19 protein-coding genes are annotated in these 15,982 nt (G+C 72.8%); 12 read left to right on the top strand and 7 right to left on the bottom strand.

Features of this window, described 5'->3' with window-relative positions; genetic code table 11:
• Positions 1-26: 26 nt before the first annotated feature.
• The 7 genes from ACF1G2_RS33405 (at position 27) to ACF1G2_RS33375 (ending at position 7,143) form a co-directional block, all read left to right on the top strand.
• A complete protein-coding gene (locus ACF1G2_RS33405) occupies positions 27-1,553 on the top strand; it encodes a carboxylesterase/lipase family protein (protein ID WP_391801909.1) in 1,527 nt (508 codons plus the stop codon).
• Between the two features lie 107 nt (positions 1,554-1,660).
• Positions 1,661-2,005, top strand: coding sequence for a hypothetical protein (locus ACF1G2_RS33400; RefSeq protein WP_391801908.1), 345 nt, complete (start codon positions 1,661-1,663; stop codon positions 2,003-2,005).
• Between the two features lie 195 nt (positions 2,006-2,200).
• Positions 2,201-2,446, top strand: coding sequence for a hypothetical protein (locus ACF1G2_RS33395; protein ID WP_391801907.1), 246 nt, complete (start codon positions 2,201-2,203; stop codon positions 2,444-2,446).
• A gap of 142 nt (positions 2,447-2,588) precedes the next feature.
• The gene (locus tag ACF1G2_RS33390; RefSeq protein ID WP_391801906.1) at positions 2,589-3,476 is read left to right on the top strand and encodes a hypothetical protein; all 888 of its coding nucleotides are present in this window, start codon (positions 2,589-2,591) and stop codon (positions 3,474-3,476) included.
• A gap of 126 nt (positions 3,477-3,602) precedes the next feature.
• On the top strand, positions 3,603-5,009 hold the full coding sequence (locus ACF1G2_RS33385) for a serine hydrolase domain-containing protein (RefSeq protein WP_391801905.1): 1,407 nt from the start codon (positions 3,603-3,605) through the stop codon (positions 5,007-5,009).
• A gap of 252 nt (positions 5,010-5,261) precedes the next feature.
• Positions 5,262-5,969 carry a tRNA-dependent cyclodipeptide synthase gene (locus ACF1G2_RS33380; RefSeq protein ID WP_391801904.1) on the top strand — a complete coding sequence of 236 codons (708 nt, stop codon included), beginning with the start codon at positions 5,262-5,264 and terminating at the stop codon, positions 5,967-5,969.
• A complete protein-coding gene (locus tag ACF1G2_RS33375) occupies positions 5,959-7,143 on the top strand; it encodes a cytochrome P450 (protein ID WP_391801903.1) in 1,185 nt (394 codons plus the stop codon). The genes ACF1G2_RS33380 and ACF1G2_RS33375 overlap by 11 nt, the downstream gene beginning before the upstream one ends.
• Positions 7,144-7,221: 78 nt before the next feature.
• Here ACF1G2_RS33375 and ACF1G2_RS33370 read toward each other — a convergent pair whose 3' ends face one another.
• Together ACF1G2_RS33370 and ACF1G2_RS33365 are read right to left on the bottom strand one after the other, a co-directional pair.
• Positions 7,222-8,232: an MBL fold metallo-hydrolase gene (locus tag ACF1G2_RS33370; RefSeq protein ID WP_391801902.1), complete on the bottom strand. Its 1,011-nt coding sequence runs from the start codon at positions 8,230-8,232 to the stop codon at positions 7,222-7,224.
• Positions 8,233-8,314: 82 nt separating this feature from the next.
• Positions 8,315-9,100 (bottom strand): LysR family transcriptional regulator substrate-binding protein, encoded by a 786-nt coding sequence (locus tag ACF1G2_RS33365; protein WP_391801901.1) that lies wholly within the window; start codon positions 9,098-9,100, stop codon positions 8,315-8,317.
• A gap of 58 nt (positions 9,101-9,158) precedes the next feature.
• Here ACF1G2_RS33365 and ACF1G2_RS33360 point away from each other — a divergent pair, with 58 nt between their 5' ends.
• Positions 9,159-9,563, top strand: coding sequence for a DUF5997 family protein (locus ACF1G2_RS33360; protein ID WP_391801900.1), 405 nt, complete (start codon positions 9,159-9,161; stop codon positions 9,561-9,563).
• A gap of 42 nt (positions 9,564-9,605) precedes the next feature.
• On the opposite strand, the gene ACF1G2_RS33355 is transcribed toward ACF1G2_RS33360, so the two are convergent.
• Positions 9,606-10,391: an SGNH/GDSL hydrolase family protein gene (locus ACF1G2_RS33355; protein WP_391801899.1), complete on the bottom strand. Its 786-nt coding sequence runs from the start codon at positions 10,389-10,391 to the stop codon at positions 9,606-9,608.
• 161 nt (positions 10,392-10,552) lie between these two features.
• Between ACF1G2_RS33355 and ACF1G2_RS33350 the strand changes: the two genes are divergently transcribed.
• On the top strand, positions 10,553-11,215 hold the full coding sequence (locus ACF1G2_RS33350) for a class I SAM-dependent methyltransferase (protein WP_391801898.1): 663 nt from the start codon (positions 10,553-10,555) through the stop codon (positions 11,213-11,215).
• Between the two features lie 4 nt (positions 11,216-11,219).
• Here the strand turns inward: ACF1G2_RS33350 and ACF1G2_RS33345 are convergent, their stop codons facing one another.
• On the bottom strand, positions 11,220-11,711 hold the full coding sequence (locus ACF1G2_RS33345; protein WP_391801897.1) for an NUDIX hydrolase: 492 nt from the start codon (positions 11,709-11,711) through the stop codon (positions 11,220-11,222).
• Between the two features lie 125 nt (positions 11,712-11,836).
• Between ACF1G2_RS33345 and ACF1G2_RS33340 the strand changes: the two genes are divergently transcribed.
• On the top strand, positions 11,837-12,577 hold the full coding sequence (locus tag ACF1G2_RS33340; RefSeq protein WP_391801896.1) for a class I SAM-dependent DNA methyltransferase: 741 nt from the start codon (positions 11,837-11,839) through the stop codon (positions 12,575-12,577).
• A 101-nt stretch (positions 12,578-12,678) separates the two neighbouring features.
• Here the strand turns inward: ACF1G2_RS33340 and ACF1G2_RS33335 are convergent, their stop codons facing one another.
• Together ACF1G2_RS33335 and ACF1G2_RS33330 are read right to left on the bottom strand one after the other, a co-directional pair.
• Positions 12,679-12,960, bottom strand: coding sequence for a hypothetical protein (locus tag ACF1G2_RS33335; RefSeq protein WP_391801895.1), 282 nt, complete (start codon positions 12,958-12,960; stop codon positions 12,679-12,681).
• Complete coding sequence (locus ACF1G2_RS33330) at positions 12,957-13,406, bottom strand: DUF2269 family protein (RefSeq protein WP_391801894.1); 450 nt, start codon at positions 13,404-13,406, stop codon at positions 12,957-12,959. The genes ACF1G2_RS33335 and ACF1G2_RS33330 overlap by 4 nt, the downstream gene beginning before the upstream one ends.
• Before the next feature lie 84 nt (positions 13,407-13,490).
• Between ACF1G2_RS33330 and ACF1G2_RS33325 the strand changes: the two genes are divergently transcribed.
• Entirely contained in the window at positions 13,491-13,832 is a 342-nt protein-coding gene (locus ACF1G2_RS33325) for a PadR family transcriptional regulator (protein WP_391801893.1), read from the top strand.
• Entirely contained in the window at positions 13,829-14,575 is a 747-nt protein-coding gene (locus tag ACF1G2_RS33320; protein WP_391801892.1) for a permease prefix domain 1-containing protein, read from the top strand. The genes ACF1G2_RS33325 and ACF1G2_RS33320 overlap by 4 nt, the downstream gene beginning before the upstream one ends.
• Positions 14,576-14,601: 26 nt before the next feature.
• Here ACF1G2_RS33320 and ACF1G2_RS33315 read toward each other — a convergent pair whose 3' ends face one another.
• Positions 14,602-15,978 carry a cytochrome P450 gene (locus ACF1G2_RS33315; RefSeq protein WP_391801891.1) on the bottom strand — a complete coding sequence of 459 codons (1,377 nt, stop codon included), beginning with the start codon at positions 15,976-15,978 and terminating at the stop codon, positions 14,602-14,604.
• Between the last annotated feature and the right edge of the window lie 4 nt (positions 15,979-15,982).

Raw genomic sequence — 15,982 nt, 5'->3', positions numbered from 1 at the left:
GACGGCGTCGAGAGGGAGATCCACCTGTGCGTGCGGGGACCGCCGACCACACCGTCGAGACGAAGCGAGGACCTGTGCGCGGCACGGTCGCCGACGGACTGCGGAACACGCTGGGCATCCCGTACGCCGCACCGCCGTTCGGCGCCGGGCGATTCCGCGCGCCGAGGCCCGCGGAGGCCTGGGACGAGGTACGGGACTGCACCCGGTTCGGCGCGGTCGCCCCGCAGTCGGCGGAACTGCCAGGCTCCCCGGTCTGGCGCCCGGGCGACGAAGGCATCCTCACACTCAACATCTGGGCCCCGGAGGGGACTTCGGACCCGCTGCCCGTCCTCTTCTGGATCCACGGCGGCGCCTACACCTTCGGTTCCTCCGCCCAGCCGGACTACGACGGCTCCGCTCTGGCCCGCGCCGGCACGGTCGTGGTGACCTGCAACTACCGGCTCGGCTTCGAAGGCTTCGGGCACGTGCCGGGCTTCCCCGACAACCGCGGACTGCTCGACCAGATCGCCGCACTGGAGTGGGTGCGCGACAACATCGCCTCCTTCGGCGGCGACCCGGACAACGTCACGGTGGCCGGACAGTCCGCGGGCGGCGGCTCGATCGCCTGTCTGATGAGCGGCGGACGGGCCGACGGGCTCTTCCGCCGCGCCATCGCCCACAGTGTCCCCGACGCCTTCTTCCCGCCGGAGCTCGCCGAGCACGTGGCCCGCGAGGTGGCCCACGCAGCGGGCGTCGCACCCACCGCCGAAGGACTGCTCGCCGCGTCCCCGCAGGCGCTCGTCGAAGCCTCGGACCGCGTGGTGGCGCGGTACGCCGGCGATCCCGCGTCGGGGTACCTCCACTACGACACCGTCCTCTACGGCCCCGTCCTCGACGGTGTGCTGCTGACCCGGGACCCCGTCGAGGCCCCGGCCACCGACGGCGCGGCCCACCCGGTCGACCTCCTCGTCTGCCACGCCACCGAGGAGTACCGGCTGATGCACCAGGTCGGCAGCATGCCGACGGTCACCACCGACGACGGCCTCGCCCGGTTCGCCGCCGACTACGGACTTCCCCCGGCCCTCGTCGCCGCCTACCGCGCCCTCATGCCCGACGCGCCGGTACTCGACGTCTTCCTGGCCCTCGCGGGCGACGCGGTCTTCTCCGTACCCACCGTCCGCCTCGCAGAGGCCCACGCCCGGGCCGGGGCGGGCCGCACGTTCCTGTCCCGCTTCGACCGGCGCCGTACCCGCCCCGACGGCAGCCCGGTGCGCGCCTGGCACGCCGCCGACGTGCCCTTCGCCTTCGGCACCCTGGACGCGACCGGAGCCGACTTCCTGACCGGCGGTCCCGCCGACGCCGACGACCGGGCCCTCTCCCGGCGGATGGTCCACGCCTGGACCGCGTTCGCCGCCGCCGGAGACCCGGGCTGGGCCCCGCTCACACCCTCGCCGGCCGGCACCGTCTCACCCACCGTCCACGTCTGGGACGTGCCCGGCGACCGCACCGAGGGCGCGACACCCGCGTACGCCCTCTGGGACGGCGTACGGACGGCCCCGCCGTCACTCCCATAGCGGAGACGGGATAATCGGCGGGCGCGGACGCACCACCGCGCGGACCACGGAAGCACGCGACAGGCCGCTCCCTCCCAAGGGGACGACGGCAGGACAGGGAGAACCCGATGGACGTCCAGCACTTCGAGCGGATCACCGCGTTCATCGAGGACCGCCTGCGGCCGCTGTTCGACCCCGAGAACGGCAGCGACCACGGCTTCGGCATGGACGACACCTCCCGCGCGCTGCGGGCCCTCCTCGGCACGGTGAAGGCGGCCGCGGCGGTCAAGGGCCTCGCCGACCAGCGGGCGGAGGCCGATCCGGCGCTCCGTCACATCATCGACCAGGCCCTGGAGCACAACTGGGACGTCCTGCGTCGCGTCGCCCGCAACTGGGAGGACCACCCCGACTTCGTCCGTGACTTCAAGCGCCACGCCTGGGAGCTCGACGAGACCCCCGCCGCCACCGCCTGACACGGGATCATGAACTGACCAGGTCTGCGCGAGGCGCTCGACACGCTGTGAACGAGCGCCAGGGCGAACTCGGTCCGGGCGCGGACCGGGGCCACGGAGCCGCTCGACCCGGCGGCCCTTGCGGAGCGGGCCGCGACGCTGCCGGGGCGGCCGGCGGCGGTCGAGGCGCTGTGGGACGGCGACACCTTCGGCTGGATGGTGGACCTCGTCCTCGTCACGGACCAGCCGGAGGCCGGTCACCCGCCGGCCGTGATCCGGCACGGTGGCGACATCCGGTTCTTCGACGGCACGGTCCCGCCGTGGCCCGAGGCCGAGGAGGCCCGGCGCGCAGGTCAGGCCCTCGCCGCCCGGCTCGGGGTCCCGTTCCACTCAGCGAGCCCCGACCGGCCGGACGGCGGGGCGCCCCGATGGCGGGGCCTCCGGGGCGGCGCAACCTCCTGACGGACATTCAGGTCCGGGCGGACCGTGACACGCCGTCCGCTCTGCCCCGGTCGGGTGAGTACGCCGTTCATCCGACAGGCGCGCACCCGGATCGGGTACGTATCGCGGCATTGCCGTCCCCAGCGTCGGAGGATGCTGCCCCATGCCTGTCAGGAACGTCCGCACCGGCCCGCGCGTGGTGGCCGCCGCGATCTGCGCGACACTCGCGGTCATCGGCTACATGAAGGTGTCGGCGGAAGAACCCGCTCCGACCGCCGCGCCCGGAGCACGCGCCGCGTCCAAGAACGCGGGGCCGGCCACCGCGCCCCGGTCGCCCGGGGCGGCCGAGTCCCCCGGGACACCGGCGGCCGGGCGCGGAGGCGCCGCGGCCCCCGGCGGCCCCGGCGCGCCCGGCGCCCTCGGCGCGCCCGGAACCGCCGTGGCCGAGCCGAAGGCCCCTACGGGCCCGCCCGGTGTCGGTCCGACGATGCTGACGCAGATCCCGGACGGTACGAAGCAGGCGTTCGTCGTCACGGGCGGGTCCCTGGACACCAGCAAGGCCACGGCCGTGTTCTACGAACGGGACGCCGCAGGGCGATGGCAGCGCAAGGGCGGCCCCTGGCCCGCCCACAACGCGCTGCGCGGCTGGACGGACGACCACTGGGCCGGTGATCTGCGCACCCCGATCGGTGTGTTCCGGCTCGGAGACGCGGGCGGCCGTCTGCCCGACCCCGGCTCGAAGCTGCCGTACGACCAGGACGAGCAGTTCGTCTCCCCGGGCACCGGCTTCCTCGGCGAACCCCTGGAGGGCTCGTTCGACTACGTCGTCGCCATCGACTACAACCGCATCCCCGGCACGACGCCCCTGAACCGGGAGAGGCCGCTCGGCGAGGACCGCGGCGGAGGCGTCTGGGTCCACGTCGACCACGGCGGCCCCACCCAGGCCTGCATCTCCCTGACCGCGGACGTCATGCGCGAGCTCCTGCGCGCCCTCGACCCGGCCAAGGAGCCCGTCATCGTCATGGGGCCGGCCGCCGAGATCGGCCGCTGAGCCGAGTCCTGACGGGCGCTGACAGCCGCTGTCGGCGCCCGTCAGCGTGCGGGCCGCAGGCTGTCAGGGCGGCCGGGCATCGTCGTGGTCATGGAGAACGACGACACCCGAGCAGGAGAACCTCCCATGAGCGCGCACCGCACCGAGCAGTCCCAGGCCGAGCTGGCCGAGTTCGTCACCCGCACGGCCACCGAGCACGCAATCCCCGGTGTCAGCGTGGGAGTCTGGGCGGACGGCCGCGAGACCTTCGCGAGCCACGGCGTGACCAGCATCGACAACCCGCTCCCGGTGGACGAGAACACACTCTTCCTCGTGGGCTCGGCGACGAAGACCTTCACGGCGACCGCGCTCATGCGGCTGGTGGCCGACGGCCGCGTCGACCTGGACGCACCGGTACGCCGCTACGTCCCCGAACTCGTGCTCGCCGACGAGAAGGCGGCCGCCGAGATCACCGTCCTCGACCTGCTCAACCACACCTCGGGACTCGACTGGAACCTCATCGTCGACACCGGTGACGGCGACGACGCGCTGGCCGCTTTCGTGGAGACGCTGGCGGACCTCCCGTTCATCGGTGAACCCGGCGAGCGCGCCTCCTACAGCCAGGCCGGATTCAACCTCCTCGGCCGGGTCCTGGAGAACGTCACGGGTCTGACGTACGCGCGGGCCGTCGCCTCGCTCCTGATCGAGCCGCTGGGCCTCACGAACAGCTTCTTCGGCACGGGCGAGGTCATGACCAGGCGCTTCGCCGTGGGCCACAACCCCGGCGAGGAAGGCAGTCCGGCCGTGGCGAGGGAATGGAGGCTCACCCGGACCGACAACCCCGGCGGCGGCCTCGCGACCTCCGCATCGGACGTCCTCGCCTGGGCGCGGTTCCACCTCGGCGACGGTCTCACGGAAGGCGGCGAGCGCCTTCTGCCCACCGAACTGCTGCACGCGATGAGGCGGCAGACGGTCGAGCTGCGCGCCAGCAACCTCGGCGACGGCTTCGGCATCTGCTGGTTCCTGCGCGAGGCGGGCGGCGTCCGTACTATCGAGCACGGAGGCTCGGTCAACGGCCAGTTCGCCGAGCTGGTGCTCGTGCCCGAGCGGAACTTCGCCGTCGTCGCCATGTCCAACGCCGGCCCGGAGGGCATCCCCTCCAACCGTTCGGTCGTCCGCTGGGCCCTGGAGCACTACCTCGGTGTCGTGGACGCGGACCCGGAGCCGCTGCCGTACGACGGGACGCGGGCCGGGACGATCGTCGGGGCGTACGAGAACGAGGCCATGACCCTCACCGTCGCCACCGACGGGGCGGAGGTGACCCTCGCGGCGGCGATCAAGCCCGAGATCCGGGAGTCGGCGGAGTTCGAGATGCCCGCGGACTACGAGCCGGCCGCCATGGGCCTGCTGCCCGGCGACGGCGACGAGTTCATCGTCACGGCCGGCGGGCTGGCGGGGCAGCGCGGCTACTTCTCCCGCGACACGAGCGGCGCCATAGCCGGCATCGACCTCGGCGGGCGGGTCTTCAACCGGGTTCCCACCGGCTCCGCGTGACGGCTCGTCCGGTCGGCCTCGCCCCCGCACGGAGGCCGGACGGGTCGGCGGACCCGCCGAGATTTCTTGGCCGGAATGCTCCGATCCAAGGCGGGGCGGTGCGTCATTTTCCGCCATGTACAGACGACTTCAGGTCACGTCTCGATCAGAATCGTCACTCTCCGGAGATCGCCGGTAACTTCATGCCGTCGCCGCCACACCAGGGGCACACGGCCCCCACGGGACTAGCGGTGACGAAGGACATCTCTTCACTTGACGACAGCGACCGACAGCTTCAAGGTCCAGCCGTACACGCAGCACTGCCAAGTGATCCACACCGAAGGCGCCCACGCGGTCATCGGCATCTCCCCGGGCAACGGCTACTTCTCCGCCCAGCGGGTGGCCGACCTCGCCGCCTGGGGACTCCGCAACTTCGAGCAGGTCGATCTCATCTACACCGACCTGCACGTCGACGACATGTTCGAGGCCCTCGGCTACCCGCCGGACGAGGCCCGCCGCAAGACGGTCAAGAACCTCCGCGGCGTACGCGCCAAGGTCAACAACGCCGTCGCCGCCACCGACCCCGGCGGCCAACGGCTCCGAGGGCGCCCCATGTCGGCGCTCCTCGACATCCCCGCCTACCGGCACCTGCGCAAACACCTGGACGACCTGCTCGCCACCGACGCCGAGTTCCTCGCCACGTGCGACCTGCTCGTCTCGGCCTTCCTCTCCTCCAAGGTCCTCGAAGGACAGACACCCACCGCCCGCCAGCGCGAGGTCTGTCTCCAGTACATCTGCGCCGAGGCCCCGCTCTTTCTGGACACCCCCGCGATCCTCGGTGTCCCGTCCTCCCTCAACTGCTACCACCAGCTCCTGCCGATGGCCGAACTCCTCTACTCACGGGGCTCCGGGCTGCGTGCCTCCCGCAACCAGGGCCACGCCATCGTCACCGCGATCCCCGGAGACCACGATGACCACTGACACGCTGATCGACTTTCCGTTCTCCGCCCGGGGCGACCGCCTGCCGCCGGAGATCGAGTCCCTGCGCGCCGAGCCGGTCAAGCGGGTCCGTACGATCGCCGGCGACGAGGCATGGCTGGTCTCCTCCTACGCGCTCTGCAAGCAGGTCCTCGAAGACCCGAGGTTCTCGCTCAAGGACACCTCCGCCCCCGGAGTGCCCCGGCAGTACGCGCTGACCATCCCGCCCGAGGTGGTCAACAACATGGGGAACATCACCGGCGCGGGGCTCCGCAAGGCCGTTCTCAAGGCCATCAACCCCAAGAACGACGGCCTCACCGACTGGATGCGCCGCCACGCCTCCGAGCTCGTCGACGAACTCCTCGCGTACGGACCGCCGGTGGACCTCCGCTCCCGGTTCACCAGCCCGTACGCGGAACACCTGCACTGCAGGATCCTCGGCATACCCGAGTCCGACGCACCGCGCCTCGCCGCCAGCCTGGACATCGCCTTCATGAACTCGGCCTGCCCCGTCACCGGCGCCCGGCTCAACTGGGACCGCGACATCGCCTATATGGTCGAGCGCCTCGACGACGCGGCGACCACCGGCCTCATGGCCGAGCTCGCCGCCCTGCGCGGGAACCCCGACTACGCCCATCTGACCGACGAGATGCTCGCCACGGTCGGCGTCACCTTCTTCGGCGCGGGCGTGATCTCCACCATGGGCTTCCTCACCATGGCCCTGTTCTCCCTGCTCCAGAACCCCGACGTCCGGGAGCGGCTCCGCAAGGAGCCGGAAAAGATCCCCGCCGCCGTCGACGAGCTGCTCCGGGTCAACCTCTCCATCGCAGACGGCCTTCCGCGCCTCGCCCTGGAGGACGTCACACTCGGAGACGTCGACGTACGGAAGGGGGAGCTCCTCCTCGTCCTCGTGGAGGCCGCCAACACCGATCCGGCGGTCTTCCCCGACCCGCACACGGTGGACATCGACCGGCCGAACGCCGGAACCCACCTCTCCTTCGGCGGCGGCGGTCACTACTGCCCGGCCACCGCGCTCGGCAAGCGGCACACCGAGATCGCCCTGGAGATCCTGCTCGACCGGATGCCCGACCTGCACCTCGCGGTGCCGCTCGACCAGCTCGTCTGGCGAACCCGCTTCATGAAGCGCATCCCCGAACGTCTGCCGGTCGCCTGGTGATCCCCGGGTGACCTGATCCGCACGCGCACGTACGCCGACCGCCGTCGCCCCCGGCCACCCGCCGGGGGCGACGGTGCGTCAGCGACGGGGTCGCATGTCACCGCCGTACACGGTCCGGTAGTCGGGAACGACGACACGGCTCGCGGGCGACTCCCGGTGCACCTGGCCGATCAGCCCGGACAGGTCCATCGTCGGGTCGGGCACCACGGGCCCGCGCAGCGGCGTCTCGAAGTCGTCCCAGTGGACCGGGACCACGACCGGCGGGAATCCCAGGGTGCGCAGCAGCCGGGGGACGTACCGGTGGGTCGCGGTGCTGGAGGGGACCGCGACCGTCGCCACGTCGGGCCGCAGCCCCTCGGCCGCCCGCTCGGCGAAGTCGCTCGCGCCCATCAGGAACACGGCGGGCCCGTCGGAGCCGGCCGTGACCTGGAAGGCGAGCGTGTCGCCCTCGGGCAGGTCGGAGATGGTCGCCGGAGCGGCGGCGGGCGGCGCCGTGAGCGTGCCCGGCGCGAAGTAGGAGTGCTTCCTGTTACGGCTGTGGAGGCTCGCCACCACCTCCACGGTGAGGCCGCCGCCGAAGTCGAGCACCTCACCGCCCTTGACCACGGAGATCTGGAGCGGGTCCACGCCGAAGGCCACCAGCAGATGGAAGGTCGTCTCGGTTCCCACCACACGGGCCCCGGTGGTCTTCGCGAGGTAGGGGACGTCGGCGATGTGGTCCCAGTGCGAGTGGCTGACGAGAATCAGCTCCGGGCGACCGGCGTACTCCCGTACGAGCGTGGGATCGGTCGCCGCGATCCGCGTGGCCGGGTCGAAGTCCCCGTCGAAGAGGCCGGTCCTGAAGCGGGTGAGATACGGGTCGAAGAGCACCGTGCGCCCGCCGGTGTCGATCCGCCAGCCGGACGTGCCCAGCCACCGAAGCGAGGCCGAGGCGTGCGCGGAGGCCTCGGCGCGATTCCGAGCGGCGGTGGCGGTGGCGGGGGAGGGGGTGCGGGCATGGGCCGTGGTCGGCAGAAACGGTAAGGCCGTGCCGATGGCGGCGCCCCGCAGGACGTTCCGCCGGGCGTACGCGTGCGTGTCGTCGGTCATCCCGTCAGAAGATCACCCGCCGCGTTCCGCTGTCCATCACCGGAACGCACGGACGCCCCCTCCGGCGAGGCGCGACGGGCCGCTACGGCCTGCGGCGGGGCTTGCCGGGCTTGCTGCTGCCGCGCTTGACGCTCTTCGAACCCTTGGCGCCCTTCGCACCGCCGGAACCGGCCCGGGGGCTCTTGTCGGCCGGCCTGCCGCTCTTCTCCGGACGCTTCGCCTTCGCCTTGGCCTTCGGCTGCGGCGGCGTCGCGGCGCGACCCCGGGTGCTGTTGACCGTCCGCCCGCGAACGATTCCGATGAACTCCTCCACCAGGTCCGGCGTCGGCTCCGCCTGCGGCCAGGAGAGCGCGACCCGCGACTCGGGGGTGTCCGACAGCGGCCGGTAGGTGAGGTCCTTGCGGTGGTGAAGGCGCGCGAGCGACTGCGGGACCACGAGCAGACCCACACCGGCCGCGACCAGCTCGATCGCGTCGGCCGTCGTCGCCGGGCGCTCGATCGCCGGCCGCCCCGGCGGACGGTCCCAGTCGAGTGTGTCGTCGAGCGGGTGCAGCAGGATCTCGTCCGCCAGCTCCTCGGGCGACACCTCCTCGACCGCCGCCACCACATGGTCCTTCGGAACCACGACCACGGTCGTCTCGGCGTACAGGGGGATCGCGCTGAGCTCCGTACGGTCGACCGGCATGCGCACGAGCCCGGCATCGGCACCGCCGGTCCGCAGCAGCTCGTCCGCCTCGGCGGCCGGCACCTGGACGAGGGTCAGCGGGACGTCCGGCAGGCGCTCGTTCCAGACCCGCACCCACTTCGTGGGCGTCACTCCCGGTACGTACGCGAGCCGGAACGAGGAGGGTTCTTCCTGGCCAGTCACCCCGCCAGGTTACCGGTCGTGGTCAGAGGTAGCTCACACGCTCGATACCCTTGACACCATGACGTCGCACCAGAGCGCCCAGACGATGAAGCCCGCGACCGCGGCGAAGAAGCTGGGTGTGTACCTCGAGGCCACCCCCGCCGACTTCCGGGAGGGTGTCGTCTCGCGCACCGAGCTGAACGCCCTGCAGACCGATCCGCCCGAGTGGCTCCGCGAGCTCCGGCGCAACGGCCCCCACCCGCGGCCGGTGATCGCGGCGAAGCTCGGCATCTCCATCTCCGGACTCGCCCGTGGCGGCATCACCGAGGCCCTCACCACCGAGCAGATCGAGGCACTGAAGGCGGACGACCCCGAGTGGCTCCAGAAGGAGCGCGCCACGCAGGCCGAGGTCCGCAAGGAAGCGGTCCGCATCAAGGAGATGCAGGCGGAGAAGGCGGCGAAGGCCGACCGCTCGGACTCCTGAGGCTGTTTCGCGCCGAGTGAGCGGTACGGCCCGCGCCGTCCCTCACCCGGCCAGGACCGGCACCAGCTCGGGACGCTTCGCCGTGCGGCCCTCCCCCGAGGAGCGGCCGCGCAGCCGTCTTCCGAGCCACGGGCCGAGGAAGCCCGCGACCCACCGCGCCTCGTCGAGCGCCCTGCGCGGGACGGACGGCGGGGGGCCCGGGCGCTCGGGCAGCGGACGGGTCCAGGCGTCGTCGCTGCCCGGAACCCCGAGGGCGTGGGCGACCGCCGCGGCGATCCGCTCATGGCCGAGCGGACTCGCGTGCAGCCGGTCGTCGCTCCACAGCCGGGAGTCCGTCACCACCGGGTGGTGGAAGGTCTCGGCGACCGCGACGCCGTGCCGCGCCGCCGCCTCACGGATGCGCTCGTTGAGCGCGAGGACGCGCGAGGCGAGCGGCCGGGCGAGCGGGATCACCCGCCCCGTGTCCGGGAACGTCACCGTCGCCACCCGCGCGCCCTGGGCCGTGAGCCGGGCGAACATCGCCTCCAGATGACCGGCCACCTCGTCCGCGTCGAACCGTGGCCGGAGGAGGTCGTTCATCCCGGCGACCACGGTGGCCACGTCAGGCCGCAGCGCCAGCGCCGGACCGAGCTGTTCGGAGCGGACCTGACCCGCGAGGCGGCCCCGTACGGCCAGATTGGCGTAGGTCAGTCCGGGGCTGCTCGCCGCCATCAGCTCCGCGAGCCGATCGGCGCAGCCACGGAGGCCGGTGGTGTCGTCGCCGTCCCCGAGGCCTTCGGTCTGACTGTCGCCCAGGGCGACATAACGCGTGTACGGGCCGGTGTGCATGGGCCTCTTGCTCCTCCGTGCGGCGGCGTGCCCTCAGCGGCACGCGTCAGAGGTATTCAACACCGTACCTATTCAATTCCGCGACTAGGTTCCCCGCTGGTCTCTCGGTGCGCGGACGAGGTCCCGGGCCCGCTGTCAGTGCCCGCTGCCAAGATCGTCGGATGACCTACCGTACCGAGGCCATCGCCGCCTACTGGGACTCCGCCGCCCCGAGCTTCGACGACGAACCCGACCACGGACTGCGCGCCGACCGCACCCGCGCGGCCTGGGCCCGGCGTCTCGAGACCTGGATGCCGCCCGCACCGGCCGACGTCCTCGACGTCGGATGCGGGACGGGTTCCCTCTCGCTGCTCCTCGCTTCGGCGGACCATCGGGTGACGGGCGTCGACCTGGCTCCGGGAATGGTGGAACAGGCGCAGGCCAAGTTCGCGGCGGCCGGCCTCGAAGGCCGGTTCCTGTCCGGTGACGCGATGGCGCCGCCGACCGGGGGCGAGCGGTTCGACGCCGTGCTGTCCCGGCACCTGCTGTGGACCCTGCCCGACCCCGAGGCCGCACTGCGCGCCTGGGTGAGCCGCCTGCGGCCGGGCGGCACGCTGGTCCTCGTCGAGGGGCGCTGGCGGGAGTCGGGGCAGAGCGGCGTCCCGTACGTCGCGGGTGCCGAGGCCCTGCCATGGCACGGCGGCATCGGCGCCGAGGGGCTGGCCGCGGCCGTCCGCCCGCTCGTCGCCCGCCTCCGCGTCGAACCCCTCGACGGAGCCGCGGACGACGACCTCTGGGGGAAGCGGGTGGACGACGAACGGTACGCCCTCATCGCCGAGGTGTGATCCGTCAGCGGCCCGGCATCACGCGGTAGCGGTGGAACGGACCCTCCTCGATGGGCAGTTCGGGGCGCCACGTCCTGAGCGCCTGGGCGGAGGGCGTGAACAGCGGCTCGGGGAGCCGGTCGAGCGCGGTCCACTCCCAGCGCAGGATCTTGTCCGGCTCCGCCACGGCAGGGGTGCCGCTGAAGGCCCGTACGACCGCCACCGCCGTCAGCCGGGTGAGCTCCGTCGAGGTGAGCGAGTCCAGCAGGATCCCGATGACCTCGACGTCGGCCGCGTCGGCCACGAGCGTGGTCTCCTCGGCGAGTTCACGCACCGCCGCCGACTCGATGGACTCGCCCGGATCCACCTTCCCGCCGGGCAGCTCCCACGCCCCGCTGGGATGCAGCCCCAGCAGAACCCGCCCGGCGTCGTCGGTCACCACGACACCGGCGCCGAGCGAGGCCTGGGCGGTCGGGGGCTGGGCGTTGCGCTGGGGCGGCTGGCCGGCGGGGGACATGTCGACTCCTCGTACGGATGCGGGGCATGGTGTCGCAAGCCAGCCAACACCATGCCCGCCCGGGGAACTCCTGGCGGCGAAAACGCGTCGACAGTGTCCCTCGGCACCCGGCAGAGTGGGCGCTCGTGACGAGCAGTGAACTGTGGACCCGTGCGACCGCCGACCGCTACGACGCCGAGGAGACCGAGATGTCCTCGGCCGCCGTGCTCGGACCGACTCTCGCCTTTCTCGCCGAGCTCGCCGGAGACGGCCGGGCGCTGGAGTTCGCCATCGGAACCGGACGAGTGGGCGTCCCGCTCCGGGAACGCGGCGTGCGGGTCGTGGGCATCGAACTCTCCGAGCACATGGCGGCGGTGCTGCGGCGCAAGGCCGACGAGAGCGCGCTCCCGGTCACCATCGGGGACATGGCCACCACGGTCGTTCCGGGCGAGTTCGCCCTGGTCTATCTCGTCTACAACACCATCACGAATCTGCTCACGCAGGACGAGCAGGTCGAGTGCTTCCGCAACGCCGCACGTCATCTGGAGCCCGGCGGCCGATTCGTCATCGAGCTGGGCGTGCCGCCGCTGCGGTCCCTGCCACCCGGCCAGGTCGCGGTGCCGTTCGACGTCTCCGAGCGGCATCTGGGCTTCGACACCTTCGACCTGGTCGAGCAGATTCTGGTCTCGCACCACTTCACCCGTGACGGCGACGACGGCCGCTACCGTCGTGGCAACTCCCGGCACCGGTACGCCTGGCCGGCGGAGCTCGACCTGATGGCACGGATCGCCGGGCTCGAGCTGGAGCGCCGCGTCGCGGACTGGGACGGGGCGCCGTTCGTCCAGGACTCCCCGAAGCACATCTCCGTATGGCGCAAGCCGGCCTGAAGCCGGCCGCCGGGCTCCACGCCGCTGCGCCGGGCGCCGGGCTCCGCGACGCTGCGCCGGGCGCCGGGTCGCGGAGTCATGCTCGGCGTCCCGGCCGGCGATCAGCCTGCGGGCTTCTGGGCGTCTGGGTGGCTGCCCCGGAGCCGGCGGAGCGCGAGCAGTCCGCCGACCCCCGGGATGGCGGCGAGCCATCGGGCGCCCGACGGGGCGGCGCCGGGAGCCGGCCAGGCCGCCGCGATCGTGACCAGGTAGGCGGTCCCGTGAAGCGGCCCGACGAGGGATGAGACCGCGGGCGCGTGCGCGGTGAGCAGGTTGGCCAGCAGGGCGACCAGGGAGGCCGCCTCCGCGGCGGCGGCGATACGAAGGACGCGCACGGTCGTCACGCCCCCGTCGTCGAGCCGGGCCGGACGATCATGAGGACCACGACGACCGCCCACAGCACGTTGAAGACGCCCGTGAGCATGGCCAGCCGCGCCGCAGTCGCGCGCGAGGCCGAGTCGCCGGGGCCTCCGGCGGTCTCGGCCCCGTCCAGCATGCGCCGCTGGCCGGGGAGGATCGCGAGGATCAGGACGGCGGCGGCGATCGCGGTCAGCACCAGCGAGGTGATCAGCCAGACGTCGGTGAGGACGCCGAGCTGGATCGCCGTGGCGATGCCGAAGACCGGGACGGCGACGCCGGCGACGGCGTAACCCCGGCAGATCCGGTGCAGCAGCGCGGCGACCGAGGAGGTCTGCCGCGCGTAGCGGGGGAAGAGCGAGGCGGCGACGGTGATCGGCCCGACCACCAGAATCGCCGCGAGTACGTGTATGGACAGCAGCAGCTTGGTCACTGCGAGCCCCCTCCAGCCGATGCGCTATATGTTGGCTGCCAATAGATAGCACGGCTACTGCTTCATTGAGTAGGCTGCCTACCTATGAGGGCTGATGCGGTGCGAGGGCACCTCGACGGACTGCTGCTGGCCGTGCTGGAGCCGGGGCCGCTGCACGGGTACGCGATCATCACAGCGGTCCAGCAGCGCAGCGGAGGCGTGCTCGACCTGCGCACGGGCACGATCTATCCGGCGCTCAACCGGCTGGAGCGCATCGGTCTGCTGAGCAGCAGCTGGGACGCGACCGGCGAACGCCGCCGACGCTGCTACGAACTCACCGACGCCGGGCGCGGAGCGCTCGCGGGGGAGCGGGCGGCCTGGCGCGAGTTCACGACGGCGATCGGCTCGGTCCTCAACCCCGCCGCCCCGCCCAGGCCCGCGACATGAGGGCGCGCAGGGACGTGGACGACTCCACCGATCCCACCGACATCACCGATCCCACCGGCTCCATCGACCCCACCGACTCCGTCGGCTCGGCGGACCCGACGGACTCCGGGGACCCGATCGACGCGTTCGCCACGGAGCTGCGCGGCGCGCTCCACGGTCCGCGCCGCATCATGGAGCGCCTCGTCGAGGAGGTGCGCGGCGGGCTGTCCGACGCCGTGGAGGCGTACACCCGCGAGGGAACGCCCTACGGGGAAGCGGTCCGCGAGGCGGTACGGGAGTTCGGGACGCCCGCCGAACTCGCCCCCGCCTGCCAGCGCGAACTGACGATCGCCCAGGCCCGCCACACGGCGCGCTCCGTCGTCCTCGTGGCCCCGCTGCTCCTCGCCTGCTGGTACACCCTCGTCACCACGGGGACCGGCCCGGACGGGCTGCTGCCCCGTACGGCTCAACTGCTGGCCGTCGTCGCGGGCGCCGCCGCCCTGCTCGCCGCGAGCGCCCTGGCGGCCACGGGCACACTCGCCCGCCGCCTGCCCACCCCGGAGCGACTCCCGCTCCTGGTCGCGTGGACGGGCACGACGGCCACGGTGTCCATGGCGCTCGCCGCCCTCTCGCTGGCCGTCGCGTCCTTCATGACCGCACAGTGGCCCCTGATCGCCCTGGCGTGCGGCCTCGCCGCGGCCTCCCACGCCCTGACGGCCTCCTCGGCCCGCGCCTGCCGCCGCTGCGCCCGGCTGCCCGCCTGACCGCCGCGCCCCGGTGTCCGAGCGCCTCAGACTCCGGCGGTCAGGGCGTCAGTCACCCGCACCTCCAGCGGTGCGCGGAACGAGAGCAGGTCCAGGACGGGCGGAGGCGGCGCACCCGGGGTGAGCCGGAGACCCGGGAGACGGCCGGCCGCCGCCTTGAGGGCCACCGCCGCCTCCGTACGGGCAAGGGAGGCGCCCGGGCAGCGGTGGCGGCCCGCCCCGAACGACAGATGATGGCGGACGTTGGCCCGCGAGGGGAGCAGCCGGTCCGGGGCGTCGAAGACCTCGGTGTCGGATCCGCTGCCCATGAGCATCAGCAGCAACTCGGCGCCGGCGTCGAGCCGTACGCCGCCCAGCTCCACCGGAGCCGCCGTCACCCGGCGCCAGGTGGTCACGGGCGGCTCCCGGCGCAGCACCTCCTCGACCCACGCCTCGGCCAGCCCCTCCTCGTGTGCCAATCGCTGCCACAGGCCGGGTTCGGCGAGCGCGTTACGCAGCACCGTCGCGATGAGCTGACCGGTCGTGGACTGTCCGGCGATGAAGACGAAGAAGCAGGCGCCGACCGCCGTATGCACGTCCACCGCCTCGCCGTCGGGCAGGCGGTGGCGGGCGAGCGCCCCCACGAAGCTGTCCGGCGCCGCCTTCCGGTCGACGACGACCGACGTCAGCCACTGGTGGAACTCGCCGACGAGCGCGGCGAGTTCGACCTGCCGCTCCGGATCCGGCCGACCGTAGAAGAGCTCCAGAGAGGCGTCGCTCCAGCGCACCAGCGTCACGGGGTCCAGATCGTCGATCCCCAGGAGCTCCATCATGACCCGGCAGGGCAGGGTGTGCGCGAACGTGCCGAAGAGGTCGCCGGAACCCCGTGCGTCGAGCTCCGCCCGTACGCTGTCGAGGAGTTCGCCTGCGATCCGCCCGATCACCGGCACCGCCGCGGCGACCCGCTGGGCGTTGAAGAACCGCGTCACCACACGGCGCAGCCCGGCGTGGCTCTCGGTCGCGTTGTTGGCCAGGGCGGGCCGCAGCCGGAATCCCGCGCGGGCGAGGAGCCGCAGCGCCGGCACGGTCAGCGGCGTGACCGCGTGCTGAGCGTTGTCCGGCCGGAACGCCTCCGGATCGAGCAGCACCCGGCGGATGTCCTCGTACCGGCTGACCAGCCACAGACCGGTGGCGGCGTCGTGATGGACCGGCGCCTCGGTCCGCAGCGCGTCCAGCCAGGGGTAGGGATCGGCGACGAACTCCTCGCCGAACAGGTCGAGCAGTTCGAAACGGCCGACGGGACCACCGAACCGGTCGCGCAGCGGACTCGGCGCGGGCGCGGAGCCGGTCCCGCCACCGTACGGGCAGGGGCCGGCCGGACCCGTCGGAGAAGCGGGCCCGGGCCCGCCGGGGGCGGATGTCACGCTC

This window comes from Streptomyces sp. NPDC013457 (assembly GCF_043089925.1).
In the GTDB taxonomy this organism is placed as follows: domain Bacteria; phylum Actinomycetota; class Actinomycetes; order Streptomycetales; family Streptomycetaceae; genus Streptomyces.
This window is presented reverse-complemented; position numbering and strand designations above follow the sequence as displayed.